Source organism: Gemmiger formicilis (assembly GCF_024462815.1).
Taxonomy (GTDB): domain Bacteria; phylum Bacillota; class Clostridia; order Oscillospirales; family Ruminococcaceae; genus Gemmiger.
In genome coordinates this window covers 76,769-102,924 of the sequence record NZ_JANGCG010000006.1, presented here as the reverse complement: position 1 = coordinate 102,924, position 26,156 = coordinate 76,769, and the positions used below count along the sequence as shown (strand labels likewise).

Here is a 26,156-nt window from a genome sequence, read left to right as displayed (position 1 = left end):
TAAACATTATACGCTTATTTAGCATAAAAGTCAACAAGACGGCATCGCTTACAGAATCATATCAAGAATATCCTTTGCAAAGTAAATGACCACGCCGCCAAAAAACGTCATAAAACCTTGCGCCCGCTGGCTGGCATCGTGGCCTTTGAGAGCAAGGCCGATTTGCACGATGCCGAACCCCAGCAGGATCGCGCCGATGGCTTTAATGGCGCTGAACACAAAGTCGCTCAGATTGTTGATGGTCGTCAGCGGATCATCTGCAAAGGCAGGCATGGCCATAACAAAAGCAGCGGCAACCACCGTCGCCGCCACAAGATAAAGGCGCTTGATTTTGCGGTCATTCGCCTTGGTCGTATTGAGAGAAGCTTTCTTCATTTTCATAATAATTTTCCTCCGGGTGTTTTTCTAAGTAGTCGAGCTGTTCGTACATTTCTTCGGTGATTTCGGGTGCTGTCGCGGCGGCAACAGCATCCATTGTAATAGTGGCCGCGTCGCCCATATAGTCGGGCGGCATTACATAAGGCTCACCTCCTGCATCGGGCGTATATTTTACATTGGGATGCTTTAATAAGTTATACTTTCGATCAATTACCGGGTCCTCGCTGCGCATCAGAAGCAGGCACTCATCGTCACGCATACGGCGGATTTCGTCGGGCATACACAGTTCGCGGCCAGCGGTTTGCAGGCTGTCGCTGCTGCTGCCCCGGCTGCCTTTGCCAATGCTTTGGCTTTTGGTACGTTCGGTTTCCTTGCCGAGAATCTTGGAAAGATATTCGTATGTGCCGTACTCGTTACCGCCGAGGTAAAGCAGGGTGTCACAGTTTCCGATTATGCCTTCCCAATCATCTTTGAACAGGCTTTTTAGTTGGGCAATGTTCTGCAAAATGATGTCACAGCTGATATTTCGGCTGCGACACACTGCCAAGATATTTTTGAAGTTCTTGGGCAGGGCGACATTCGCAAACTCATCCATCATCAGCCGCACATGAACCGGCAGCGCACCGTTGTATTCCGGCGTGGAATCGGCCAGCCGAAAAAGCTGGTCGAAAAGCTGCGTGTAGAGCATGGTAGCGATGAAATTAAAAGTCGTGTCATTGTCGGGCAGCACAATGAACAGCGCCCGCTGCTCCAGCCCCATACGCGGCAGGAACATTTCATCGCGCGAAGTCATTTCCGCAAACTTGCGGGAGTTAAACATGTACAAGTTTGCTGCTGCCGAAATCAGGATGGATTGCAGCGTCTTTTTTGCACCTAACATAAAAGATTTGAATTGCAGGACAGCGGGGTGCTGCGGGTCGCGGCGCTCCAGTTCTCCAAACAGCATCATCAAGGGGTTCTCAACCATTTCATTTTCGCTGACTTGGCAGTTCAGAATCATGTACATCAGCGTCGAGAAATTCTGCTCACTGGCGGGCGCTTCGTACATGAGATAGAGAATCAGCGCGGAGATCAGCAGCACCGAGGAATCATCCCAAAACTTATCACCGCCGCTGGGGGCATCTTTGGGCTTCGTATTGTTGACAATCGCAAAGGCCAGCTTGATAGCGTCCTCGTCAGTTTCAAGATAGGCCATCGGATTGTAATGGCCTTGAAAATGCACAAGGTCAAGCACGGTCACATGAATACCTTTTGCTTCCATGATTCTGCCGAGGGTGCGTGTCAACTCCCCCTTGGGGTCCAGAAATAGATATGAGCCAATCAGTTGCAGCGCGTTGGGCTTCACATAAAAGCGTGTCTTGCCGCTGCCAGATCCGCCGATTACGATAATGTTGAGATTATGTTTATGCGCGTGGCTGTCGGTGCTGAAGCGTACATTCTCGGTCAAGATGTAATTTTCTTTGGGGTCTTTGGTATTGCGGTACTTGATGTTTAGTCTGTGGGCGCTGCCCCACTTGGCCGTACCATGTTCCGCGCCGGGGTGGCGGTCTGCTTGGTCGAGCATATAGCAGTAGACGGCCAACGGATAAAACACCAGCACCGCCAGCAGAAATTTTGGAGTGCTGGCGCACCAGCGCAGCATGGATGGGGTGTGCAGAATTTCGGACAACACGGCGGTGATTTCTGCCAGCCCCTGCGCCTGTTCAGTTGCCTGTGCCAGCGCTGCGGCAGCAAACAGCAGCGGTATCAGCAACAGCCCGTACAGAATAATTTCTGTGCGGCGGTCCTTATTCGGGCGCATGATGTTTAGCGGGCCTCGTCCCGCTGCGGTGAGCTTTGGCCGCGCTGCAAACCGAGTGCCTTTTCCACAGTGTCTCCAATAGTCACAGACAGTTCCCGAATTTCTTCCAGTGTTTTGCGTTCCTCACCGGGTGGAATGTGGGTGTCCATCCCGTCCAGTGTAGCGGCAGCGGTATCGGGCATCGGCAGGGAAAACCGCCCGCAAAACTCCACCGAAACGGCCATTGCTGTTTTTCGCAGATAAGGCGCTTGGGAGATACCCGGCGTGTGCTGCTCTGCGGTTGCAATGACGATTTCGGCGGGCAGTCGTGCCAGCACTTCACGCTGCGGCATGGCCGTTGGGAACACAATCGCGTGTTGCTCGGCATCGTACCCGACAACGCCCTCATTTTGAAAAATGATGTTGACCGGAGAAAGGCGCTCCAGTTCCTTGATGGCCTTGTCCATCTGCTCCGGCTTGATTTCAGGAATCGGATACGGCTTATTGCCGTAGGTCATGGACACATCGAAAATTGAGCCGACATTATAATAACCGTTGACGCGCACAAGCTGCGGGATGCCTTTTGCCCCTTTGTTTACGCGCCGCCCGAATTTATCCCAGTCTTTGGCGGTCAATACGGCCCGCGCTTGCGGCAGGGTTTGCAGCACAAGTGCTGCATTGCCGGATGTGATATGGCTACCAAGCCGCCCCCTGCCGTACAGATAGTCGACAAGGCGCTGGCCATCCTGCACAACTTCCTGCAATGCGGATTTTTGCGCCGCAATGGTTTCTTTAAGTTCGGCTTGCTTTTTGGCTTTCCACTCCTCGATGGGCAATCGCTGTTCGTACATTTATCGCTCCTCCTCTGCAATAATATTCTGCACTTTTTTCTGTGCCTGTGCTGCTGTGCGGGCGGCTTTTTTCAGTGCCATAATGGTTGCCCGCACAGATGGCCGGGGGTCAATATCCAAAGGATTCTTCCCGCGCGTCAGCAAGCTGTCGCCGGATTGACGGCGGGTTGGGTCTTTTTTTCTGTCTGCCGTGGTGACCTTGGGAATGGCATATCCCAACTGCTCATAGATGCGGTTTAGTTTGGCGACATCTTCAGCTTTGAACATGACGTCAACTTTTTCGTTCTGTGCCTTATCCTTGATGACCGCGAACAAGACGCCGTACTGCTTTGCCAATTCCTTAAACTGTCCCACGTCTTTGCTTTGCAGGGCAATAATTTTTAGTTCCTTGCCCTCCCGCAACAGACGGTCAAGGCTGGTTTTGCCTTTCACTTTAGGATTTTCCTTGGCGTAGGCCAGCGATAAGGCCAGTGCGTTTTTAATGCCCAGCGCAGACAGCTTAATGGCTACTTCGGTAACCTGTAAGGCTTCCCGCACCATCTGATCGGCTGCTTCGCCTCCGTTGTTCATCTTGTTTCACCTCATTTCGTTCTTCCTGTGCGGCAAGTTCTGCTTGCCGTAGTTTTTCCTGCACCTCGGCAGCATCTGTTTCGATGTCGGAACAGATGTAAACCTCATGGCGCAGGGCTTTCATTTGCTGGGTCAGTGATTTGATTTTTTCTTCCCGCGCGGCACGTTCCGGTTCACGCTTTTGCCGATATAAAACTTTGCGCTGGCGGGCAAGCTGTTGGATTTGGACTTCTGCATTTTCCTTGTAGGCCAGCAGTTCATCCATAGTTTCAATATGGTTTTCCCATAGGAATTTTGTCTGCTGCTGGTATCGGCTGAACAGCAGAAAATCCTCACGCAGCAAAAAGTAGCAGCGCTTTGTGCTCTTGCCGTGGTAGGCTTTGCGCAGCAGGGCGCAGTAGTGATAGTAGCAAGCCATAAAGCCGGATGCATTCGGATACTGGCGCGCCAGCTTGCCGCGATACCGCGCTCGCCGCACAGTGGGCTGTAATTCTGTGGGCTGCCATTTCGGTTTTGCCGGGGCGTTTTCCTGCCGGTATTCCTGCTGCATTTCGGTGGGCATACGGTGCAGTTTGTGGTAGTACTCCCGCAGCGCTGTCTCGGAAAAGCGCGGGTCGAACCGGTCAATGCGGATATTTCGTTGAGCGTCTTTATGGCGCACAGCCATGTGTTCCACACGCGGGCCATATTTGACCGTGTAGCCCATGTTCTGCAATTCCGTGATAAAGCCATCAAAGCTGTCGGCGGCAGCAATAGCCTGTTCCACATCTTTACGAACCATACCTCGGATGGTAGGCTTGCCGGCCTGACCGCTTAGCCACTCGTCATAAGATTTTCCCTTGCCGTCCGTTTCGATGACGGACAGCCGATTTTCTCGGCAAAGTTCATCCGATACCTGTCGGATTCCGTGGTAGTAGGTGTCAAAGTTGTTGCGGAACATTTTTCCGTCCGCATAGGATACCGAATTGACGACTATATGATTGTGCAGGTGGCCTTTGTCCAAATGGGTGCTGACCGTACACTCAAACCGATCCGCAAGAAACCGCCGTGCAAATTCACAGCCAATCTCGTGTACTTGGTCGGGCGTGGCTTCACCGGGGCTGAAACTTTGTATGATGTGGTAGGCCAAAACTCCCTTATCCGTGGGTTGCTCCCACAATCGTTTGGTTAATTCCATGCTCATACAGGCTGTCTCCGGGTCACAATGAAAGCCTGTCACATACAGTTGATGCTCTGTCTTATCTTGGTTCTGCGTATAGGATAAGAGCCGCCTTAAATCATCATCAGCAAATTTTTCAGTTTTGTTTGGATTGCTGGTATAATCCAGACATCGTTGCAGATGATGCTTTACTGCTTTGATTTTTGTATAAGCTATTGGACGCCACCTCCCTTAATGTACCTCCATATTTGCTCCATGATTTGTTTTGCAGTCAGCAAGTCGGTATTACTTACTTTTCCGCTGGCGTTGGCAATGTGGGCAAGCTGGTTTAGATTGTTGCCAAGGGCTGCAATTTGGCGTGACATTTTTATGTAGTCGGCTGTCGGACGCTCCAGAAGTGGAGCGTCCATCAATACTTTGCGCAGCACTTGCTCTTGATTTAGCCCTGTGCTTTTACTTAAATACCGCAGTCGTTCCTGCTCGTCTTGATTGAGCCGTAGGAGTTTTTTATAGGTTCTTGCTTTCATAATTCACCATCCGATGCAGGGGTTTTAGGGGTATTCCCCTAACAAGTGGGCGATGTGATATCACATTGCCGTGCTTGCTCGTACTGTGCCATAGGCACAGTACGCCGCCCGCTGACAATCACCACGGCAGCCGCAGACCTTTTCTGGTCGCATAACGTTCGACACGACGAGCCAGCCGAAACATATTAACCCGGTCACGCAAACTGTACTCGGTGGCTGTGACCTGTATGCCGCGCTGCATGAGCCGCTTGAAAAAGGAGTACAAGTGGCGCTCCTTGCCGCTGATCTGCCGCATACGGCAGATGTAAACGCGGTCAACTTTTCCACCCTTAATCTGCTGCATCATATCGCGGTAGCCGGGGCGCAGCAGCCAGCCGCCGCGCTCGTCAATGCTTCCACCGACAATATCACAGCCGTCATGTAGAGCCTGCATTGAGCAAACTTTATAGCTGTTCATTGTGCCATCGTAGTCGCCGGGAATTCGCGCGTACACCCACGCGCGGGGTCTTTTCTGTTCGTCCATTGTTCACCGTTCCTCATAAAAACTTAGTTGTTCGCCCTCCTGCAGAAAGCGTTCGTCTATCTCACGAAAAGTGCGCCGCCAACTAAAACGTTCGGTGGGTTTATTCGGCACGTCCTGTAATTCAAGCAAAAGCTGCCAGAGTTCGGGGTGGTATCTGTAGAGATGCCGCAGTTCGCTGATTGATGCGTTCGGGCAAAACCAACAACCCCCGCGTTTAGTGAAGTCATACAGCGGGGACAGCAGCTCCTCAGCTGCGCACATAGACCTCGCTTCGGGTTCGGCCACATGGTACTTGTCCAGCAAAGAAATCTGACCGGGCTTTAATCGTGCCAGTCGCTTGGGTTCATCTGCGGCGATGCCGATGTACTGCACCGTGTCCGGGGGCAATGCCTTCTGATATGCCTTGATCGGCGGCAGCTTGCAATCCCGCTGAATTGTACAGCGCCCACTCAGAGGGAATCCCGAAAGCATCCCCTTGGTTTTTCCTCGTGTGACAACATGGTAAAAGCAGGATAGATAGGTCTTTTCGGAGCGCAAAACCCGTGTCGGGATGCCGCGCTGTTCAAAATACGGGATTGCTGTTTCGTGGATAAATCGGTTGTGTTCGGGCAGCTCGCCGGATATTTCCTCGCTGAACATGACCTCGCAATACACAAGTTCGTCCAGCGGTTCACCATGCTGCAAGGCCAGCAACGCGGTGGCGATACTGTCTTTTCCGAAACTGCAACTTAAAATGTGTTTTGCCATCTTCTCTCCTATAAAAATAGGGAGGGCCACGCGGTCCTCCCTGTAAAAAAGTATATTTCATTTTCCGATTATTCCTTAGTCCTCGGTGTCCTCGTCATCATCGTCACGGGGCGCAATATCTTTGCGGCGGGCGCTCTTGTGGACCAGAACGGCCAGCCCTGCAAGAGAGATTCCCGCAATCGCCAGCAGCAGTCCCAACGAAGAATTGTCGCCGGTCTTAGGAATCGTCAGCAGCGGCGTGGGTGTTGCAGTGGGTGCAGCGGGCACGGGTGTCGGCGCTGGGGTCGTGTTCGGCGTGGGCTGCGGAGTATGGTCCGGGGTCGGCGTGTTGTCGGGGGTAGGTGTCGGTGTGTCCTCGCGGGCATCTTTCATTACCACGGTCTGCATCTCGCCGGTGGGCAGAACGGTAAAGTCGATACTTTCTGCAACCTTGTAGCCGTTGGGTGCGGTGATTTCCGTCAGTGTATAATCTCCTGCTGGCATCTTTTCCACATAATGTGGTCCGTTTGTGGAAATCCAACGGTCAATCTCGGTGCCGTCCTTGTCCTTGATAACCAGTTCTGCGCCGGGAAGTTCTTCGTTGGTGGTGATGTCTACCTTGGAAATCTTTACCTTGATGGTATCATCAAACATTTCAAAGGTCTGCACCTCACCGTTGGGCAGCACCTCAAACTCCATGCGCTCCGCAATGGCATAACCGTCCGGGGCAGTCACCTCGGTCAAGGTATACTTGCCAGCGGGCAGCTTCTCCATGTAGTGCGGTGCATCGGTAGAAATCCAGCGGTCAATTTCGCTGCCTTTTTCATCGGTAATGATAAGTTCCGCGCCGGGAAGTTCTTCGTTGGTGGTAAGGTCTTTCTTGGAAATCTGTACCTTGGTAATATCATCCTGCATAATAACGGTGACATCGTCCAGCAGTTTCCAGTCATCCCACTTCCAGAACAAAATGTTCTTGGTGGTCAGATAGTAAACTTCGCACTCCTCCAGAGGATTGCCGTCCTCATCGGATTTCTGAATCAGGCAGAACGTAATATTATCGGCCAGTGCGTACCCATCAGCGGCGCGGAGTTCCGTCAGTGTGTAAGATTCACCGAAATGCAGCCCGGTCACGCGAAGCGGCTCATCGGTGGACACCCATGTGGTTACGGTATTGCCGTCCGTATCCTTGATAGCAAGGGTGGCGCCGGGCAGTTCCTCGTCGTTGGTAAGGTCACGCTTGCTTACCCACATTTCCGTAGGCTTGTTGGCACAGGTGTTATCCAGCACCATGACAGCCTGTCCGTCATAGGTGAAAGTAACCTCCATCGGCTCCTCGTTGACGTAATAGCCGAGAGGGGCGCGGAGTTCCTTGACGATGTAATTACCGCTGTTGGTGGTGGCGTCCTTGCGGATGCTGCTGCCGTAATACTCGCCGCGAATAGGAATATCGCAGTCAAAATAGGTGTAGCCGTCTGCACCGGTTTCGGGGCTGGTGGCGACCAGTTCGCCCGCTGCAAACAGCAGTTTTCCGTCCACGCTGTAAATATCGTCGGCAGCGTACAGGTTGAATACCGCACCCGCAAGGTATTTGCCGGTTTCGCGGTCAACTTTATAAACACCTACTTTGGCCTTTTCGCGGTCATTGTAGAATTTTAAGGTCTGCTGCTCGGTGAAATCTGCGTTGGCATCCTTGCTGCGCACGACCTCAAAACTCTGGGAAGATGCAGCGCCGTCAACCTTGGCAATGCTCGTGGCCATAACCACATCGTTCAGTTCGTTATCCCATGCAAAGGTGACATCATAGCTTTCAGTGGTGCCGATATAGCCGTAAGGCGGCTTGGTTTCCTCAATGTGGTAGCTGCCCAGCGGCAGGGTCACACTGACTTCGCCAATCGTGCCGTCATGGATTACGGACAGGAAATCGTAGGTGGCCTTGATGCGGGCAGGGGCAAAGGCGGCAATGTCTGCGCTGCCGTCGCCGGTGGTGACTACGGCGACCACATCGCCCTTGGCATACCAGAGCGTGCGGTTGCCATAATTGTCGGTCTGCCGATCCTGCGTATAAATATCCTCGGCGGCGGTGATGGTGTATTCCGCACCGGCCAGCGGGCGGGTTTCATACACAAAATTGCCGTCCTCGGCCTCGCCGGTCATCCACGGGTCAAGTGCGCCAACTTCTGTTTTCCAGCCAGCTAAGACCTCGCCTGTTTTGCGGATTGTCAATTTTCCCAGCGTCTCATGGTTAGAGTAGTTTTCACCAATCACAAGGGTATCCATGCCGTTCTCGTTTTTGTCGCCGGTGGCTGCATAAATGCGGTCTGTGGTGATTTCAAAATCCACATAGTAGCTGCCATCGGCATCATCGGCAAGGACCCCGTTTTCGTACCCGGCAGAATCCAGCCATTCGTTGTAGAATCCGTTCGGGCCGGTGACTTCTACAATGCGATACTTGCCCAATGGCAGCTTTTCGGGCAAGGTCAGAATGCCCTCGCCGTTGGTATGAAAAGTGTTTACATCTTTTGTCAGATGGCCGTTGACAGTATCGGTCATTGTGACGAGCTTCGGGTTGCCGTTGCTGTCATAACGGTAATGCCCCTGCTCGTCCAGCCAGTAGATTTGGAAAGCGGTGTCGGGCAGCAGTACCGGTTTGCCGGTTTCCTCGTCAATTTTTGTGATGCGAAGATAAACTTCGATTTCCTCGTCCAGTACCGTAAATTTCTGATAACTGTCAGAGCCTGTCATTACGCTGTCCTTGGGGGTGGCCATAGCGCCCCACGGGTTGTTATCCTGTTCGGGGTCAACGGTGACAATAAAAGGCTCAGCTTGGAACAGGTCGTGCGGTACGGTGGTTTCCACGACCAGATAAGTGCCATAGGGCAAGCCCTGCACACGAATATTCCCGGTGTCATTGCTGAAGATTTCGGCAAGCTGGTATTCGTTGGCGCTGCCGGTGGGCTGCCAGCCATCGCCCTTACCGTTCTTGTTTTCTCCTGCGGCAGTCAGCGTTTTGTTGTACGCGTCAATTTCGTCAGCGTTGACCTCATAGGTCTTTGCGATGGCCTGCGTTTCCGCAGAAAAATCCCACTTCGGATGCTCGTTATCGTAGGTCTTATCAATGTAGGCATCCAAAATGCTTTGCAGGGTGTAGCTGCCGCTGCGGGTCTGCTCAAACTGCTTCAGTTTGGACAGGTCGGACACAAGGAAGAATGTAAAGCCTGCGCCCTCCAGTTCCAGTCCGTTGCTTTGGCCGCTGGAGGATACGATTTTACTGATTTCCACATTGCCTTTTGCTACTTGGTCTTGGCTCTCGGCCAGTGCATTGTCAGCATGGATGTGGTAATTGGCGCTGTAACTGGTCTTGTCGATCTGTTCACCGGCTGCCTGTCGGTTGTCGGCAAAGGTGGTCTTTTCTACATACCAACCCTCATCAGAATAGGCAGGCGTGATGTAGTAATTATGCTCATCGCAGAGGTAGCCATCTGCAAAGGACAGGTAATAGGCATCGTAAGTCCAAGAGCCATCCAACGCTTTACCTTTAGAGACTGTAGAAAACTGGTTCTTGTACACCCAATCCGTGTACTGCCCGCTGTCGTTCTTGGCAAGCGCGGCGGTCTGCCCGGTGACTGCCTTGGTGCGGCTGTCCACGGTGGGATAGGTGCCGGAAACAGCAAGAGCGCCGTCACGCAGCGGGATAACCACGCCGGTGGAGCGCTCTACGACATAATATTTGCCGAGGTACAAATTGCTGAAGCACAGCCAGCCATTCTCGATTTTAGCGCTGGCTACAAGGTGGTCTTTTTTCAGAACGGGTAAATAATCAGACACCCACTGCCCACTGTTGTCGCGGATTGTGGTGTGCCAGATGGGATTGCCGTCTGCATCCACGATTTTGGAGTAGTCCACCACGCCGGTCACGCCATCGGGGTGCGTAATATCTTCGGCGGCGTAGAGGTCATACACCGCGCCGTCCAGCGTGGCATCGCCGTGGGCTTGCCCGCTGGCAAGAGCTGTGCCGTGGGTGGTGCTGCCGCCCACATACCGCACGGCATCAAGGTCAACCTTGGAGATGCTGATTTCGCCCAAGGTGCGGTCATTTTTCATAACGCCGTCTGTTGGCGTGATTGTGTAGCTGTCCTCATTGACCGCCTTGCCGCTATTGTCGGTGTTATAAGTGCGGCTGGGGTCTTTGGCAGTGTCGTAAATGGTAACGGTAGTTTCTACACCTGTACGGGTGACAAGTTTGGTGCCGCCTTTGTCGGTAGTGGCAATGTCGGCATTGTAGTCAGCGTTGTCCAGCCAGATTACAGAATTGTCGCTGTCCTCGGTGATTTCGATATAGTAACCGCGCTTGCCCAGCGGAGTGTTGGCTATGCCGGGATGATTGATGTCTGTCCAATCGCCAAAATAGCCTGTGGGCGCTTTGCTTTCCACAATGATAAACTTGCCCGTATTACGCTGGGTGTAGTAAAGGGTATGCCGCATGGAATCCCTGGTCGCATAGGCTGCACTGTTGATGACCGCATAAGTGCCATCGCCTTGGCGCTGCACACTGTAAGTGTTGTAACCGCCGGTGGGCTGGTATTTGCCTGTTACAGTATCCCACTGGAAAATCTCATATTGCGCGTCGGCAGCAATCTGATTGCCGGTTTCGCTGTCGGTTTTCTTGATGTTGACCTGCAAGGACCATTCATCGTTTTTCATCAGATAGGCATTGTTTGAATTGGCCGGTACAGAAATGGTCTGGTTGCTGCCGTTGCTGCCCCAATACATTTCAAAACCGTATGGAACACCCACTTCCTCATAGCGGAATTTGACGTTCGCCAGTTCTGCCTTTGCAGATGCAACCGCATTGTCCACCATGCGCTGGGCCTCGCCCTGCAACTCGGCAATCGCAGCATCGCGGGCGCTGTCGGCGGCTGCATCGGCTTCGTCCTGCGTGGTGTAGGGGCCTACTCGTCCGTTGCGGCTGTCGGTGGTTTTGCTTACGGAGTAGTGCAGCGTCCAACTTGCAGATGCAGCACCGCCATTGTTTTGAAAATTGTCATCGTTGGTGTGGCCAGCAGTGGTAACGCTCTGTTTATCTGCGGGAGAAATATTCCATGTGCCGCCGTCAATAGTACCGCTTTGGGTGATGGGTTCAATCTCGATGGTCGCGCCGTCCACTTTCTCGGTGGTTTTAAGCTGCACCTTGTTGGTGATGATACCGTAGTCAAAATCAAAGCTACCGCTTGCGGTCTGCGCAGGGGCTTCCCAGTTGGCGTAAATTTCCTGCACGATGGGTTTGGGGTTCGGTTCGTCATCGGAGATTTCGGGGCCAATCACAGCCACAGTCTGCCAGCCCGCACGGCCCGGCTGATAAATATAGGTATAGTAGCCGCGGGCGGATGCGTAAGCGTCTGTGCCCTCCAACAGCGTCTGCGCGGATCCAATAAGAATTTTGGCGGCAGTGCTGTCAGGATAATTCTCGATAATCTGCATCTGCGCATTTGTATAGATCGTGCGGCAGAAATCCAGCAAACTCGGCGCTTCTGCGGAGAGCGCAACCGGAGGGAGCTCCTGCATACCGAGCGAAAGCTGGGTCAAACCGCCCCAGATTCTGTACTGGTTGCCATAGTGGTCGCCGGGTACATACTGGTCTGCGCCAACCATAGAAGTATTGACATAAGTGTACGTTGGACAGTTCTTGGGCTGGCCGTCTGCGCCAGGGGTGCAGCAGTAGGCGGGTTCGCCGTTGAACCAGATCAGCCAAGTGCCGTTGACCTTGGCAACCTTGGTGATCTTGCCACTTGTCACCGCAGGGGTGGGGCGCTCGGCAAAGGCGGCAATTTCGCTGTCGGGGAAAGGATATTCGGCAGTCGCATTGCGGTCGATGGCTACCTGTAGGGTTTTGGTCAGTGTACTGCCATCGGGTGCGGTGTAAACCAACTGCGCGGTAAAATTCGCATCTGCCTGCACATATACACCCAGCACCGCAGCGGAAGTTTCACTGTATTCGCTATGCAGCAGACTTTCGGCATCCGCGGCAGGCGCGCCGTAGTAGTCCAGCAGGGTCACGCTGTCCGGCAGAACCAGATCGAGCGTGCTGCCGTTGGCGGGGTACTCCACCTGCGCCATAATGGGAACAATGGCATAGTCTGCGCCATCCAGCAGGGGCGCGGCCATGGTAAGGCCGTCATTGTCCAGTGCAACGGCAGTCAGATAGCTGCCGCCTTCTTCCAGCTGGCTTTCGGGCCACTCGGAAATGCCGATTTTAGTTTCACCGGTGGCAACCGGCAGACCCTCGCTGCCGATATAGGAGCCGATGGGTGCATCGGGCAAGTCAGTGTACAGTTCCGCGCCGACAACGGCAGCAGAGATTTCTTCTTCAGCGGGCTGCTCTTCTGCCGTTTCCGGGGTGGCTTCGGTTACATCTTCGCCGGGGTCGGGGCTGCTCTCATCGGTCTGCCCGTTGTCTGTTTCAGACGGCTCGGTCTGCTGCTCCATCTGCACGGTTTCCTCGGTGGGCTGCGGTGTGGGTTCCTCCGCAAACGCTGCACCGGGCAGCATGGAGCAGAGCATTACCGCCGCCGCAAACAGCGCGGTAACGCGGTGCTTCAATTTGTAATGTGTTTCTTTCATTGTGAAATCCTTTCAAAACAGAGATTTTTTCACGAAAAAAAGCGCCTGCAAAATGCAGACGCTGCGGTTATCTTTCGGGAGTATTCTGGGCGGGCTGGGCTTTTGCTTTTTCAAATTTTCGCACTTGGTTTACAAAACCGTCCAATAGGCAGGTATGCGCTTGTAGGTCAGCGTAGTAACAGGAACGGTCAAATCCACGGCGATCCATATCTTTGATCGTGCGAATGGAATCTGCCCATTCTCTATTTGTGCGCGAAATGCGACCATCTCCATCACGGGTTTGAATGGCCGCTGCCAACACATATTTTGTGCGCTCCAAACCATATTCTGTCACTACCTGTTCAACAGCGCCAGCGCCCAGCCGCAAACCATCAAAGCGCTGTGCAAGCGCTGCGTCAATCTCGTCCCGACACCTTTCATTCAAGTGGCAAGACGCATGGTACTGCTGCAATTCGCCGTGTTCGCGGGCATAAGTGACGGACTGTCGATATACTTTAGGTGGGTTCTGCTGCTGTTCCTCTTTCAGCAAGTCATCTGCGCGGTCTTCCACGCACTGAGCCACAATGCTCATATAATCGGTTTCCAGCTTGGAAAAATCCTTATACACATCCGCCAGCGGCGCGGGAGATTTCAGCAGCGCCCGCACCTGTGGAGGGGTGAGGTTCATTTCTTCCGTTGCAAGAATAATGTCCTCACGGACGCTGTACTCGTAGGCGTGGTGTAGAATTTCTTCTGGCGGCTGTGCGGTCAGCCATAAGCAATAGGCGCTCTGCTCCACCCGCATTTTTTCGCAGAGCTGCTCCTGCGGGGTCATTCGGCATCCTCAAAAACAAGCGAGTTGCTTTCAAGAATATATTCCCAAAAGAAGCGTCTACCGTTCATATCCGCAGCATCATAGCAAAATGTGATAAGTGCCGGGAACATAGCTGCCGCTGCATCTTCGGAAACATTCAGCTTCTTCCCCATGGCTGTGCAGTGGTTCAGATATTCCACCAGTTCGCCCAGCGTGGCCGCACCGCTTTCTTTCAGAATCGGTGCGCATTCCTCCGGCCACTCCTGTTTGTGCAGCGGCAACGCCAGCATTTCCTCGCTGATCGGTGCGCTGACTTCGATTTCTGTGTCTGGACGCTGGCTGAAACCGTCCAGCACTTCAAGACAGCCTAGGGTGTCTGCTTTTTCGAGCAACGCAGCGGCCAAAACTTCAATAATATCATCGTAAGACATAACGTCCTCCTAAAAAGAAAAGCGCCCACAAAAGTGAGCGCCCAGATAAAATATTCGGTTATGAGAACATCGGCAAACTGCCGTTTGCTGCATCTGTTTTCAGAATGGTGATCCAGTTGCTTTTGCCGTAGAGAAACCGCACGATATGCACGGTTTGCGTGGCATCGTCCACCGTATAGAACGCAAGGTAGTTCATAACGATGGTGAAGCGGATTCCCCATAGGGAAAGCAGTTTGTCGGAAACGACTTCAAATTTGTGCGGGAATTCTGCCAGTGCTCCGATTTTTTCGTCGGCCACATCCAACAGCTTGTCGGCGGCAGTTGGATTTTTCAGTACAAGGTCGATATAGTCGTAGGCGTTCGCCATATCGCGCTCGGCAGCGTGGGTAATGTGAATGTTGTATTTCATCTGCGCTCCCTGCGGTGGCGCAAATCAGCCATAACATCGGCAAAGGGGCGCGTGTTCCCGGCTTCCACGTCGGCAAGGCCCTCTTGCAGCTTGCTGTACAGTTCAATGCGGCCCGCCATTTCCTCATAGGTTTCCATGCTCATAACGGCAAGGTCGCCCTTACCGTTTTTGGTAATGAAGACCGGCTCGTTGTAGGCATGGCAGTAAGAGGAAATGTCATTGTAGTTGTTTCTCAAATCTGCGCTGGAACGAATGTTCGGCATAGATAGCACCTCTCTTTCATACAGAAATTATATCATAATTTGTGTATGAAAACAAGTAGGAGTTTTAATTGAATGTGACAGTCCAGTAGGTATACTGCCCCTCGGCGGTGGAGCAAAACCAACAGGCCACACCCATGCTCGTAAAGCTGGCGTTGGTGATGTTGGCATAGTGGGCAGGACTGTTCTGCCAATAGCTGCATACGCTGCTGGCTGAGCCGATAGGACCGGCTGCGCAGATTTCGCTGCGGGTGGTCATGCCGCTGTGGTCGAACGCACCGCCCGCGACAAAGCTCTCGCAGCGGGCATCTGCCGCCGCGCTCAATCCGCCGTCCATTGCCAGCGGGGAAAGTCCCGCCGCCGCACGGATGGCGTTGATGTTCTCCTGCACGGCCCAGTATGCGCTGTCGCTGCTGTCGATGCTCCACCATTGCTCCGTACCGGCTGCAAGGTCGAACGGCACCGCACCATAACTCATACTAACCTGTGCCGGAGTGGCGGCTACGGTTTCCTCCACCGGGGCTTGCGTGGGTTCTGCGGTGGGGACTGCCGCAGGCTCTGCTGTCGGTGCGGGCGTGGGGGCCTGTGTCGGTTCGGGTGTCGGCGCAGGGGTTGCAGTCTGCGCAGGTTCGGCGGTTGCAGCAGCTTCCACCGGCTGCGCAGTTTCTTCGGTGGCCGGTGAGATTTCCACCAGCGCAGCCGGTTCAGCCGCAAGAGTTTCATCCGCTGCCGCTGTACACCCGGACAGCGCCAATACCATGCCCAGTGCAACAATAGATTTTTTCATAAAAACTACTCCTTTCATCCTTGGGGTGGTCGCGTATACGATTGGTCTTTCTGCCTTTAATCATAAAATTTATCGTTCCTCCTGTCCACGCTGTCGATTGTCGGCCTGACACTGTTGTTCCGGCTCGGTGTCGGTCACAATGTCTTTGTCATTCATGTTCAGCAGTCCCTCCAGCACCGCAAGGCGCTTGCTCTTTTCAGTCAGTTCCGTTGCCTGCGGAAATGGCCGCTTGACTTCTTCCTCGGCGCTGGCAAGCTGCTGTTCCAACTGGATTTGCATATTGCGGGTCTTTTCAATGCTCGGTTCAATACCATTTGCCAAATTGGAAAGGCGTGTCAGATTGCCCAGCACATCAGCTCCCAGCTGAGTGCTGTATGTACCAGAGCCAACCAACCTTGCATGGTACTCGTTGCCAAAAGACAGATGTTGGATTTGCAGTTCCATACCCTTGAAACACCCGATGGGTACGGGCTTTTCGCTATTCAGTGCCAAGCCCAGCAACCCCAACAACGCTTTTCCAGCCGGTTCTTTTTCGTAGTAAACTTCCTTTTCCAACTGGATACAGAAAACATCTTTGCCGTCCGCATCCACTACGGAGTGTTCCTTTACGGTGGCGGCGTCTACCGTGGCATTTTCAATCTGTTCTTTGCATTTTCGGATTTCAGCCGGGAAACCGATGGCAATTTTATTTTCCAGTTCATAACGCTGGCTGTCATGGGCAGCTTTCAGTGTTTTAAGACGGGTCAACTGCACGTCCAAGTCCATCTTTTCCTTGATAAGCGGATTGCCAGCCGCCAATGCCTTTACCTCGGCGTAGGACAGCGCGGCCTCGTCCATATCATTGCAGCTGCGAGCCGGAGATTTTGAGGTCATGATCTGACCGATGAATTTTTGCTTATTCTCGATAAGCTGCCATGAGTAGGCATCAAATGTGCCCTCCGTTACATAACGGAAAACATAGACCGCCTTATTTTCATTGCCCTGTCGTAATATTCTGCCCTCACGCTGCTCAATATCAGATGGCCGCCACGGTACATCCAGATGGTGCAGCGCAATCAACCGCTTTTGGACATTGGTTCCGGCTCCCATTTTGGCGGTGCTGCCCATCAGCACGCGAACTGCGCCGCTGCGGACTTTTCCGAAAAGTTCTGTCTTGCGGGCATCGGTGTTCGCTTCATGGATGAAGGCAATTTCTGTTTCGGGGATTCCGCGCTCGATCAGCTTTGCTTTCATGTCATCGTAGACATTGAAAACGCCCGCCTTGGGCGTGGACAGATCGCAGAAAACAAGCTGCGCACTGCGTTGGGGCATGGTCTGCTCCCATATCTCAAAAATTTTGCTCACACAGATATTTACCTTGCTGTCAGGGTCATCGGGTAAGTCGGGGTCAATCAAGCGCTGATCCAGCGCCAATTTGCGTCCGTCGTTGGTGATTTTCAGCATATTGTCCTCATAGGGCTTTACCATTTTATTGCGGATTTTATCGGCCCGTTCGCCCAATTCCGCTACCATCTGTTTTTGTATTTCAGAGGGCTTTAGCTGAATGTTGGTCGGCTTGCCGCCCACAAGAGCAGGAACAGGCAGTTTCAGCATATCTGCTGTTTGAATGTCAGCGCATTCTTTGAACATTGCCATGAGTTCCGGCAGATTGAAAAAACGAGCAAAGCGTGTTTTTGTGCGGTAGCCGGTTCCCTCCGGCGCAAGTTCGATGGCTGTGACGGTTTCGCCAAAGGTGGCCGCCCAACTGTCAAAGTTTGCAAGGCCGTTGCGTTCCAAGGTGTACTGCTGCAAATAGCGCTGCATGGTATACAGCTCGGTCATACTGTTGGAAATGGGGGTGCCTGTGGCAAATGTTACCCCCCGCGCCCCGGTGATTTCATCAAGGTACTGGCACTTCATAAACAGGTCACTGGCCTTTTGGCTCTCGGTGGTGCTGATACCCGCGATGTTGTGCATCTTTGTAACGGTCATGAGGTTCTTGAAATTGTGTGCTTCATCGACCATGAGGGAGTCTGCACCCAGTTCCTCAAAGGTCACCACATCATCCCGCTTCGGGGCGTCCAGCAAATTTGACAGCTTGGTTTTCAACTGCTTTTTCTTACTTTCCAACTGCTTGACGGTCAGACGGCTGTCGCTGTTGTCCATGCTCTCCAACTGCATCTCCACTTCGTCAATTTGCTTGCGGATAAACTCGGCTTTTCTGGCATCGGAAAGTGGAATCTTTTCAAACTGGCTGTGACCGATTACCACAATGTCATAGTTGCCGGTGGCAATTTTTGCACAAAACCGTTTACGGTTTGACTTTTCAAAATCGCGCTGCGTTGTCACCAAAATGTTTGCATTGGGGTACAGCTTCAGCGCTTCACTGGCAAATTGGCCGGTCAGATGATTTGGCACGGCGACAAGTGTTTTGCTGCATAATCCCAATCGCTTTTTCTCCATCGCGGCGGCGACCATTTCGTAAGTTTTACCTGCGCCGACCACATGGGCCAGCAGAGTGTTATGACCGTACAAAATATGGGCAATGGCATTGCGCTGGTGGGGCCGCAGTGCGATTTCCGGGTTCATACCGAAAAACTGGATATGGCTGCCGTCGTACTCACGGGGGCGGATGCAGTTAAACTTTTCATTGTACAGCGCCACCAAACTTTCCCGGCGCTCACGGTCCTTGAAAATCCAGTCTTTAAAAGCATCTTCTATCATCCGTTGCTTGGCCTGTGCTTCTTCGGTGGCAGGACCATTGAGCTTATGCTGCTCCTTGCCGTTTTCGTCATAGATTGTATCGTAAATTTTGGTGGCCCGCAGGTTGAGTGCGTTCTCCAACAAATGATAGCCGTTGATACGTTTTGTGCCGTAGGTGTTCGTGACGCGGATATTATCGTTGCCCTGGCTCTTGTTGGAAATATACCAGCTATTCAGGTATTCATTGTAACTGACAGCTATTTTCTGTTCGCGGTAGGTTGACTGAAAAAGTTCATCGGCAAACTGCTTGATGATTTCCGACCCAATCCATGTGACACCCAACCGAACCGTTATCTCGCCCGCAGTCAAGTCCTTGGGCTGCACCTGTTCCAACGCTTCTACATTGATGCGAAACGCCAGGTCTTGGTCGGCGGCAACATGAGCAATACGCAGCTTTTCGCGTACATTGCCGGATAAATACTCGTCCGCCATAAGGTAAACAGGGCTGCCGTCCTCCTGTTTGCGGAAAGGCTCTACAAAAATAACGCCCGCCAGTTCCTTGGCAAGCGTTGCTTCATCTTTTCCGGTAAGGTGCATCATGTAGGGCATATCGACCTTAGCGCGTTCCCCGATGCTCAGTGCCAGTGCATCCGATGCCGTGTCGGCGTGGTCGGGTATCTGTGCAGAGCGAATAGTTCTCTTGGTGAACATATCCGACTTGCTGATAAAGTTTCCTTTTTCATCGACATTTTCCAGTGAACACAGCAAATAGTAGCTGCTGTCATCCCGGAAAGACAGTTCCGAACTGCGGCTGTTGATTAGGCCGTGCTTGCTGCGGAAGGCATCATACTGGCGGTTAAGCTGGGCTTGCAGACGGTGGATTTCATCGTCCGACAAGTCCTGCAACTGCGCATCGATCAATGCGCGGGTGGTATCGCGCAGTTCCACCAGTTTGCGGATGCGCTCGGCGGATGCTGCGTTGGGATTACATTCCCGCATGACTGCGCCCTCACGGTAATAGATTTTATCGTCCTTTACCGTGTAGCTGAAATTACGCACAAAGGGATCGGCATCAATGTACTTGGTATCCTCGCCGCTTTCTTCCTGCACAGAGATTTCGGCTTTTGTCAGCGTGGCGGTCAAGTGCTGCATAGCAGTGTCGATTTGCGTTTCCAACAACGGCTTTCCGAAACGGTCAACCGCATCGGGGTCTATTGGCTGGCAGGTGGAAGTCGGTCCATACGGGCCGGCGACGATCTCCATTTTGCCGCAAATCATTTCAGGGTGCTCCACAAAGTAGTGGTTCATAGTGATGCCGTTGGCATCTTCTGCAAGGTGCAGCCAAGGCTCGTCCTGCTGGCGCAGTGTGTCACGCTTTTGCAGGAAAATTACATCCGTCATAATTTTAGTGCCGCTGCCCTTGAACGCATTGTTGGGCAAGCGCACCGCACCGATGAGGTCGCAGCGCTCGGCAATGTACTTGCGGGCGCGGTCATCCTTTTTGTCCAATGTGCCGCTGGAGGTGATGAACGCCATGATGCCGCCGGTGCGCAGCTTGTCGATGCTCTTGGCAAAGAAATAGTCGTGAATGGGAAAATGCAGCCGGTTATACTGCGGGTCATTGACTTGAAAATTACCGAAAGGGACATTGCCAATAACGCAGTCAAAATAGTTGTCTGGGAGAAGCGCATTTTCATAGCCGGTTACTTGGATATTTGCCTTTTGATAAAGTTGCTTGGAGATGCGGCCTGTGATGCTGTCCAATTCTACGCCGTAGAATTTGGCGTCACTGCTGCCAAAATGTCCGTGTGCGAGAAATGCGCCTGTGCCCATGCTGGGTTCTAGGATTTTGCCGCCCTTTACGCCGAAGCGTTCCAATGCACGGTAGATGGGGTGGATAACGGTGGCGGGGGTATAAAACGCCGTCAGGGTGCTGCTGCGGGCAGCTTCATACTCAGATTCAGACAATGCTGCTTTCAGTTGGCTGTACTCGTTCGACCATGCACTTTTGTTCGGGTCGAACGCATCCGAAAGCCCGCCCCAGCCCGTGTACTGCGCTAAAATTTTCTGCTCATCCTCAAAAGCAGGGCTGCCACCGTTCGCTACGCGCTGCTCAATTTCTTTCAGCTTTTGGATAGCGGCAATGTTGGCTGCAAACTTTTCGCGCGGTGCTGTCGGCAGGTTGTCCAGATAGGGAGCTTCATAGGTAATGGGTTCACGGTGGTAAGGTTCATCTTCTGCCGAAAGCCGTTCTGCATCCGCCATAACCTGTGCCACAAAGGGGCTGGGTTCTTCGATGACTTCGCCCACGATGGGTTCAGCAGTTTCTTCCTGCTGCGCTTGGCGGCTTGGAACTTCCGGGGCGGATAGTGCTGCATTTTTGGGGTTGGCAGCAAGCAGCCGCGCAAACTCCTCGTGGCTGACGGCACGGCCTACCAGCGGGAAACTTTCATCCCGCAGATGAATGTTTTCTCTGCCGATTTCCTCCACGGTAAAGGGTCTGGCATCTTCCAGATAAACCGTACTGCCGATAGTTACAGGTGATTTTTCGACTTTTCTTGCAGTCGGATGATGCTTTTCAAACTCTGCTTCGGCGGTATTGATAAAATCCGAGAAAGCGCTGTTTTCAATGCCCTGCGCAGCAAGCTCGTGGTTATCTTGGAAGTAGTCGATATGGACAATGTTACCGTCAACCTCATAGCGGATTTCGTTCCGCAGAAGATTGGCATACACTTGGATCTCGTGCTCATCGTCCTCGGTGGTAGAGTAAGCAAACTCCACGCGGGTCAAGTCGGAGAAATTCGGCTCGTTTAGCCCCTCATTCTCACAGAAATCCGCGATGACGTGTTTTGCATGGTCGAGGGCGGCATCGTTCGCTGCGCGGGCGGCTTGCTGTTCTGCTGCCCATGCCTGATAGGGGGCTTTTTCGGCATCGGTCAGATACTGGTCGTTGTAAACCAAAAGCCGCAGGCGCTGGGCAACCTCTTTCCACTTCAAAACGCGGCGATACTCGCCGTCCTCTGTACGTCGGGTGATCTCAAGATTTTTGCCCATGTGGTTAAGAAAGCCGCGCCCACCATCACGGAAGATCCATGTGCCGCCGCCGATGCCGTATTCCTTTTTCAGCCAGCGGGCCTGATCTTCCTCGATAGGAAGTACCTGTGCAGAGAGATATTGCTGAATGCGAAATTTGCTATCTTCAAACCCGCCGCCTTTGCACAGTGCATCGGTAATGTCCTGCTCCGTAATGTACTTGCCGGATGCGTCAATGATGGGCTTGTTCCACTTTTTGGCTTCTGCCGCAAGGTCGATATTTTTTGCTTGCTGCTCATGGCTCGGCAGCCCTGCCTTTTCAGAATCTTCGGGAGTAAGAGTAAGCTGCTCCATCTGCTGCTGCACGGGTGTAGCCTTGATGGGAACCATCAGCCGCCCTTGCTCGATAAGGTCAGCAATCTTTGCGGCAACAGCATCCCATGTCAGATTGACCTGCGCTGTTTTGGTAAGATAGTTGCCCTCCCAAAGTTCAAGGTACATATCATGCCGGATAAAACCCACGGTATGGTCATCCACGAACAAATATGTATAAATTTGCTTGTAACAGTGCTTGCAAAAGGCGCTGCGCTCGGCAAGGTCGGGATGCTCATTGAAATATTCCAGAATAGCCGCATTGTCGGCACGGCTGGAGGAGTCCTTCGCCAGCAAGCCTAGAATCAGTTCATCGCTCAGCGGCGGCAAATCAGAAATGGGCACAGAAAAAGCGGAGGGCGTGGTATCGCTCTCCGCTTGGGGTTCTTGTGTTACAGGCTGTAAATCTGCTGCATCGCCAGTTCCTCGGCTTGGGCCTGCAAGGCGTTCATCCACTGCGTCCAGCCCATCGGGTCGGTCTGCCGGTTCGGGGCGGTGCTCTGCTGCATCAGCGTCTGCATCGTCTGTTCGATTTGCCGATGTACTGCGTTGTCCATCTCCACCAGATGCGGGTACAGCGTTCCCTCCAGCATCATCTCGTCGAACATCATCGGAGCGTTCTCCAGCAGGAATTTCCGCCGCAGGCTGCCGTACTTCCCGATTTCCGGCATCGGCGGCTCGTTCAACGTCAGCGCCGGGATTTGGTAGCCGTTCACCATCATGTACTCCATTGTTGACCTCCTTGGTGTTATTGGTTTCTTCCTGTTTGTCACCATAATAGCGGACTTTTTCGGCGCGTGCAACACTGTCGATTTCTCTCGTGATGCTACCGATCTGCTGCATGAGAGGCCGTGCCGCCTGTTGGCAAGCGCTGCCCAAACACAGAGTGATGCGGTTTGTATCAAACTGGTTCACGGACTCAAGGGCAGACAGGTCCAGCCGCGCAGTATCCACACCGCACCGCAGCGCGGCCATATACAGACAGCTTTGGGTGATAAGCTGTAAAAATAGCTGCCGCTGTTCGTCCGGCTTGGCCCACTGTAAGCTGCTGCCGTCTATCGCTTTTCCCAGTGCGGTTGTGAACATGGCGCTGCGCTGGGCAACGCAGGATGTAGAGAGCATGAGTAGGGCGCTCTGGATGCTGTCAGCGTGATTATCCGCTACAATTTTATCCCAAACAGGCCGCCAGTTCTGGTCTGTAATGACCCACGGCAGCGCTTCGGGAACCTCTGCGCGGGGAATGGTATCGGAAATGTCAAACAGATACCGCAGCCGGGAAGAATTTGCCCGCGTGTCAAATACCGCGATACCGTGCGCGCCGCGCTTGACCCAGCGACCCGCATTATTATTCCAGTAGGCTATGTCGGCCACGGCTGTGGCGGTGGGGCTTTGCTCGTGAATCAAAAGCTGGTTCGGGAAACTATAATTATAAGCAATGGCCGCTGTCCGCAAAAATGCTTTCCAACGGTCACTGCTTTCCGTGACGGCTTGCAGTTGCTTTTTGGCAAGCGCACGGATATTTTCGTATTTAGCCATAGGCTGCTCCTTATCGCTCGTGCTGTTCTGCTTTTGACAGTGTGGCATTTTCAAGTTCCGGCAACAAGTTATCTACCTGCTTATACCCAATCGGCTGAACATAAAAAGCGTGTGTCTCGTTATCTTTGTGTGTCACAATAATATCGCTGACAGAGACGGAACGCATAGTTTTGGCGTTTGGACGGTCATCCCGATTATGCCGTGAATAAATGCTGTCCAGCGTTTCCCAACGCTCCATCTGCCCCTTGTACACGAGTTCGTAGTCCTTTGCTCCGGCAGCGAGCCGCGCAGGAGAATACTCCATAAAAACAAGGTCTCGCCTGTTAGTTTGATAGATTTCATAAGGAATTTGCACTCGCTTTTCGCTGCGAAATCCCCACGGGAAATAGGTGCCTGAATCAAATTGGAGTGGCTCATCCAGTTCATCTGAGAATACAACCGGTGTCACTGGCCGCCCACAATCCAAGGAATCCAGAATTTCATCCTTGAATTTTTCCACGCTTGTGTAAGGAACGATTTCACCGATAGTCCCGCCTGCACCGAGATATTCGATGTAGCCGACTACTTTATCTGTCTTTTCTTCCATTATCTTTCCAACCTTTCCCAAAAAGATAGTTTGTTCCCGTAGCGTTCATCCTGCGGGCGTACCTTTGCGGCGGGCAGTTCACCGCTTGCCATATCTTCGACTTGCGGTAGAAAAAGTAGACGGCTGTACCGGTCTGCCTGATCCTTGGATAGCCCTATGACCTTATCGCCATTTAGTCCGCAAACGAGAAAGCGTCCGCGCACAGTCACGCCCTCATCATTGACCTGTCTGTTATATTTCAGTCGGCTTTGGGTTTTGCTGCATATTAGCCCGATTCGCGGTGTGCCGAACGGTTTTAGGATTTGGCTCTCGCCCTCAACAACTTCGGAAGCAGCCGCCATCGCGCTGGGAAAACCCGCTTGATAAGGACAGTAGCCGGGTTCAACAACTAATAATCTCGTCATCGGTGTTCCCCCTCATCTGCTTCCGTGCTGGTGGGCACGGGCATAGTTTTCCAGCAGTTTTACGATAACCTGCTGCATCTGGTCGCTCGTAAATCCTTTGGGGAAATAGCGCTCAACTTTAGCAACCGGAATCATAAGCTGCGGGTCACGCGGCTTTACACTTGGCGGCTTGGCGGCCATAATATGCTGGATTTTTTCGGGTGTCAACACGCTTTCCTTGCTGGCCTCCTTGAGTTTTTGTGCTTGAGACAGTGACGGGGTACAGCCCTCGGATTCCATATAGGACAGGAAGTCCTCTTGTTCTTCCGGGGTAAGGTAGCTAAGTTCTACGGCGGGAGTGGTTTTTAGCTTGCCATCATCCACCATTTTCATAAGTTCGGGGGTGAGTTTGTTCAGACGGATGAAGCGCTGGACTTGCTTAACACTTTCACCCGCTTCGTCTGCGACTTTCTCTACGGAAAAAGGCTGTGTAAAATTCTGGCCAACTTGGCCAGAATTTATTTTTGACGGTCTACCGCCCTTTCGCTTTATAGCTTGCAGTTTCATCTCATACGCTTTCGCCTTTTCACTCGGCAAAATATGCTCTCGTTGGCAGTTGGAATCTACCATCAGAATAATAGCAGTATCATCGTCCATATCCCGCACTATGCAGGGCATAGTCTCCACGCCCGCCCGCTGGCTGGCATGACAGCGGCGGTGGCCCGCCACGATTTCATACCCACCATCTTTCCGGGGGCGGACAATGGCCGGGGTCATGACACCGTATTCCTTGACACTGTCCACCATTTTGTCCATTTCGTCATCGTCACGGACTTGAAAAGGGTGATTCCGAAAGGGATGCAGTTCCGTCAGCGGCAAAATTTGGATTTTCTCTAATTTTGCGTCCTGCCGCTCCTGCTCACTCGAAAAGAGATTATCGAGCGAGGGCAGATTGATGTTGCTGCCGTACTCTCTCATTTTCCGTCACCTCCTTGGCAAGCGCTTTATATGCCATACTGGCTGGCCCGTTGGCATCGTAGGTCAGCACGCTATGTGTACTGGCAGCGCTTTCTGCTGTGCGCGTACTGACCGGGATTTCTGCACGGTAAATTTTCAGCGCGTGACCGTAGGCACTGCGCAGGGCAACACACACATCTTTGGATAGGTTGGTGCGCTTGTCCACCATCGTCAGCACAATGCCGTCAATATCCAACCGGGGATTGATACGGCGCTTTACTTGGTTGACGGATTTGAACAGGGATACCAGACCTTTGAGGGCGAAATGCTGTGCCTGCACAGGAATCAGCACTCGATCCGCCGCAACAAGCGATGCCACGGTGATGATGCCCAGCGAGGGCATACAGTCGATCAAGCAGTAGTCATATTTATCCTTAAACGGCTCCAATGCCTGTTCCATGATTTTTTCGTGCGCCATAACATTTACAAGGCTCACTTCCATATCAGACAGACCAATGTCGGAGGGAATGAAATCCACCTTTTCTTCATGGTGAATTACCACTTCTGGCGGCTTTTCGTCCTTGATAACAGATTCCATTAGGTCGCTGATTGTTGCGCCGTTTTCGGTGCCCGCATAGCCGAGATAGCTGCTCAAATCACCCTGCGGGTCGGCGTCCACCAACAGCACCTTGTAGCCCATAGCCGCAAGTGCTGTGCCGAGGTTTACTGTGGTGGTCGTTTTGCCCACACCGCCTTTTTGGTTTGCAACTGCAATAGTTTTCATGTTCCGCTCCT

Annotated in this window: 21 protein-coding genes; 1 reads left to right on the top strand and 20 read right to left on the bottom strand. The window is 52.7% G+C overall.

Annotated elements, in window-relative coordinates; all coding sequences use genetic code 11:
* Positions 1-48: 48 nt before the first annotated feature.
* The 16 genes from NE623_RS07045 to NE623_RS06970 all read right to left on the bottom strand — a co-directional run bounded on the left by NE623_RS07045 (position 49) and on the right by NE623_RS06970 (position 22,570).
* The gene (locus NE623_RS07045; protein ID WP_370866710.1) at positions 49-381 is read right to left on the bottom strand and encodes a TrbC/VirB2 family protein; all 333 of its coding nucleotides are present in this window, start codon (positions 379-381) and stop codon (positions 49-51) included.
* Positions 338-2,179: a VirD4-like conjugal transfer protein, CD1115 family gene (locus NE623_RS07040; protein ID WP_256272950.1), complete on the bottom strand. Its 1,842-nt coding sequence runs from the start codon at positions 2,177-2,179 to the stop codon at positions 338-340. Before NE623_RS07040 ends, NE623_RS07045 begins: the two co-directional genes overlap by 44 nt.
* 5 nt (positions 2,180-2,184) lie before the next feature.
* Positions 2,185-3,009: a hypothetical protein gene (locus tag NE623_RS07035; RefSeq protein ID WP_256272949.1), complete on the bottom strand. Its 825-nt coding sequence runs from the start codon at positions 3,007-3,009 to the stop codon at positions 2,185-2,187.
* Positions 3,010-3,579: a PcfB family protein gene (locus NE623_RS07030; protein WP_256272948.1), complete on the bottom strand. Its 570-nt coding sequence runs from the start codon at positions 3,577-3,579 to the stop codon at positions 3,010-3,012.
* Entirely contained in the window at positions 3,509-4,906 is a 1,398-nt protein-coding gene (locus NE623_RS07025; RefSeq protein ID WP_370866713.1) for a relaxase/mobilization nuclease domain-containing protein, read from the bottom strand. Before NE623_RS07025 ends, NE623_RS07030 begins: the two co-directional genes overlap by 71 nt.
* Before the next feature lie 44 nt (positions 4,907-4,950).
* Positions 4,951-5,265, bottom strand: coding sequence for a plasmid mobilization relaxosome protein MobC (gene mobC, locus NE623_RS07020; protein WP_227593505.1), 315 nt, complete (start codon positions 5,263-5,265; stop codon positions 4,951-4,953).
* Positions 5,266-5,383: 118 nt separating this feature from the next.
* A complete protein-coding gene (locus tag NE623_RS07015; RefSeq protein ID WP_256272947.1) occupies positions 5,384-5,788 on the bottom strand; it encodes a recombinase family protein in 405 nt (134 codons plus the stop codon).
* A 3-nt stretch (positions 5,789-5,791) separates the two neighbouring features.
* Positions 5,792-6,535, bottom strand: coding sequence for a phosphoadenosine phosphosulfate reductase (locus NE623_RS07010; protein ID WP_256272946.1), 744 nt, complete (start codon positions 6,533-6,535; stop codon positions 5,792-5,794).
* A gap of 75 nt (positions 6,536-6,610) precedes the next feature.
* Complete coding sequence (locus NE623_RS07005; protein WP_256272945.1) at positions 6,611-13,132, bottom strand: SpaA isopeptide-forming pilin-related protein; 6,522 nt, start codon at positions 13,130-13,132, stop codon at positions 6,611-6,613.
* A gap of 67 nt (positions 13,133-13,199) precedes the next feature.
* The gene (locus NE623_RS07000; RefSeq protein ID WP_256272944.1) at positions 13,200-13,946 is read right to left on the bottom strand and encodes a DUF3849 domain-containing protein; all 747 of its coding nucleotides are present in this window, start codon (positions 13,944-13,946) and stop codon (positions 13,200-13,202) included.
* Positions 13,943-14,356 carry a hypothetical protein gene (locus tag NE623_RS06995; protein ID WP_256272943.1) on the bottom strand — a complete coding sequence of 138 codons (414 nt, stop codon included), beginning with the start codon at positions 14,354-14,356 and terminating at the stop codon, positions 13,943-13,945. Before NE623_RS06995 ends, NE623_RS07000 begins: the two co-directional genes overlap by 4 nt.
* 58 nt (positions 14,357-14,414) lie before the next feature.
* Entirely contained in the window at positions 14,415-14,765 is a 351-nt protein-coding gene (locus NE623_RS06990) for a type II toxin-antitoxin system RelE/ParE family toxin (RefSeq protein WP_256272942.1), read from the bottom strand.
* Positions 14,762-15,028 (bottom strand): type II toxin-antitoxin system prevent-host-death family antitoxin, encoded by a 267-nt coding sequence (locus NE623_RS06985; RefSeq protein ID WP_177802135.1) that lies wholly within the window; start codon positions 15,026-15,028, stop codon positions 14,762-14,764. The genes NE623_RS06990 and NE623_RS06985 overlap by 4 nt, the downstream gene beginning before the upstream one ends.
* Before the next feature lie 64 nt (positions 15,029-15,092).
* Complete coding sequence (locus tag NE623_RS06980; protein ID WP_256272941.1) at positions 15,093-15,812, bottom strand: CAP domain-containing protein; 720 nt, start codon at positions 15,810-15,812, stop codon at positions 15,093-15,095.
* A 69-nt stretch (positions 15,813-15,881) separates the two neighbouring features.
* Positions 15,882-20,759, bottom strand: a complete 4,878-nt coding sequence (locus NE623_RS06975; protein ID WP_256272966.1) for an N-6 DNA methylase — start codon at positions 20,757-20,759, stop codon at positions 15,882-15,884.
* Positions 20,760-22,291: 1,532 nt separating this feature from the next.
* Complete coding sequence (locus tag NE623_RS06970) at positions 22,292-22,570, bottom strand: TnpV protein (protein WP_256272965.1); 279 nt, start codon at positions 22,568-22,570, stop codon at positions 22,292-22,294.
* Positions 22,571-22,619: 49 nt separating this feature from the next.
* On the opposite strand from NE623_RS06970, the gene NE623_RS06965 reads away from it, so the two are divergent.
* Entirely contained in the window at positions 22,620-22,904 is a 285-nt protein-coding gene (locus NE623_RS06965) for a hypothetical protein (RefSeq protein ID WP_256272940.1), read from the top strand.
* Between the two features lie 541 nt (positions 22,905-23,445).
* On the opposite strand, the gene NE623_RS06960 is transcribed toward NE623_RS06965, so the two are convergent.
* From NE623_RS06960 to NE623_RS06945, 4 genes are read right to left on the bottom strand one after another with little or no spacing between them, the layout of a single operon-like run.
* Positions 23,446-24,021 carry a YodL domain-containing protein gene (locus NE623_RS06960; protein WP_256272939.1) on the bottom strand — a complete coding sequence of 192 codons (576 nt, stop codon included), beginning with the start codon at positions 24,019-24,021 and terminating at the stop codon, positions 23,446-23,448.
* Positions 24,021-24,425 carry a DUF3846 domain-containing protein gene (locus NE623_RS06955; RefSeq protein ID WP_256272937.1) on the bottom strand — a complete coding sequence of 135 codons (405 nt, stop codon included), beginning with the start codon at positions 24,423-24,425 and terminating at the stop codon, positions 24,021-24,023. The genes NE623_RS06960 and NE623_RS06955 overlap by 1 nt, the downstream gene beginning before the upstream one ends.
* Positions 24,426-24,437: 12 nt before the next feature.
* On the bottom strand, positions 24,438-25,382 hold the full coding sequence (locus NE623_RS06950) for a ParB/RepB/Spo0J family partition protein (RefSeq protein WP_256272936.1): 945 nt from the start codon (positions 25,380-25,382) through the stop codon (positions 24,438-24,440).
* Positions 25,339-26,145, bottom strand: a complete 807-nt coding sequence (locus NE623_RS06945; protein ID WP_256272935.1) for a ParA family protein — start codon at positions 26,143-26,145, stop codon at positions 25,339-25,341. The genes NE623_RS06950 and NE623_RS06945 overlap by 44 nt, the downstream gene beginning before the upstream one ends.
* Positions 26,146-26,156: the final 11 nt, after the last annotated feature.

Bases quoted from the DNA above. Each gene is read 5' to 3' on its own strand.
- NE623_RS07030 (WP_256272948.1), bottom strand. From the start codon at position 3,579: ATGAACAACGGAGGCGAAGCAGCCGATCAGATGGTGCGGGAAGCCTTA.
- NE623_RS07010 (WP_256272946.1), bottom strand. From the start codon at position 6,535: ATGGCAAAACACATTTTAAGTTGCAGTTTCGGAAAAGACAGTATCGCC.
- NE623_RS06975 (WP_256272966.1), bottom strand. From the start codon at position 20,759: ATGGCGGATGCAGAACGGCTTTCGGCAGAAGATGAACCTTACCACCGT.
- NE623_RS06960 (WP_256272939.1), bottom strand. From the start codon at position 24,021: ATGGAAGAAAAGACAGATAAAGTAGTCGGCTACATCGAATATCTCGGT.
- NE623_RS06990 (WP_256272942.1), bottom strand. From the start codon at position 14,765: ATGAAATACAACATTCACATTACCCACGCTGCCGAGCGCGATATGGCG.
- NE623_RS06985 (WP_177802135.1), bottom strand. From the start codon at position 15,028: ATGCCGAACATTCGTTCCAGCGCAGATTTGAGAAACAACTACAATGAC.
- NE623_RS06970 (WP_256272965.1), bottom strand. From the start codon at position 22,570: ATGCCGGAAATCGGGAAGTACGGCAGCCTGCGGCGGAAATTCCTGCTG.
- NE623_RS06955 (WP_256272937.1), bottom strand. From the start codon at position 24,425: ATGACGAGATTATTAGTTGTTGAACCCGGCTACTGTCCTTATCAAGCG.
- NE623_RS06965 (WP_256272940.1), top strand. From the start codon at position 22,620: ATGTACTCCATTGTTGACCTCCTTGGTGTTATTGGTTTCTTCCTGTTT.
- NE623_RS06945 (WP_256272935.1), bottom strand. From the start codon at position 26,145: ATGAAAACTATTGCAGTTGCAAACCAAAAAGGCGGTGTGGGCAAAACG.
- mobC (WP_227593505.1), bottom strand. From the start codon at position 5,265: ATGAAAGCAAGAACCTATAAAAAACTCCTACGGCTCAATCAAGACGAG.
- NE623_RS07040 (WP_256272950.1), bottom strand. From the start codon at position 2,179: ATGCGCCCGAATAAGGACCGCCGCACAGAAATTATTCTGTACGGGCTG.
- NE623_RS07005 (WP_256272945.1), bottom strand. From the start codon at position 13,132: ATGAAAGAAACACATTACAAATTGAAGCACCGCGTTACCGCGCTGTTT.
- NE623_RS07035 (WP_256272949.1), bottom strand. From the start codon at position 3,009: ATGTACGAACAGCGATTGCCCATCGAGGAGTGGAAAGCCAAAAAGCAA.
- NE623_RS07045 (WP_370866710.1), bottom strand. From the start codon at position 381: ATGAAAATGAAGAAAGCTTCTCTCAATACGACCAAGGCGAATGACCGC.
- NE623_RS06995 (WP_256272943.1), bottom strand. From the start codon at position 14,356: ATGTCTTACGATGATATTATTGAAGTTTTGGCCGCTGCGTTGCTCGAA.
- NE623_RS07015 (WP_256272947.1), bottom strand. From the start codon at position 5,788: ATGGACGAACAGAAAAGACCCCGCGCGTGGGTGTACGCGCGAATTCCC.
- NE623_RS06980 (WP_256272941.1), bottom strand. From the start codon at position 15,812: ATGAAAAAATCTATTGTTGCACTGGGCATGGTATTGGCGCTGTCCGGG.
- NE623_RS07000 (WP_256272944.1), bottom strand. From the start codon at position 13,946: ATGACCCCGCAGGAGCAGCTCTGCGAAAAAATGCGGGTGGAGCAGAGC.
- NE623_RS06950 (WP_256272936.1), bottom strand. From the start codon at position 25,382: ATGAGAGAGTACGGCAGCAACATCAATCTGCCCTCGCTCGATAATCTC.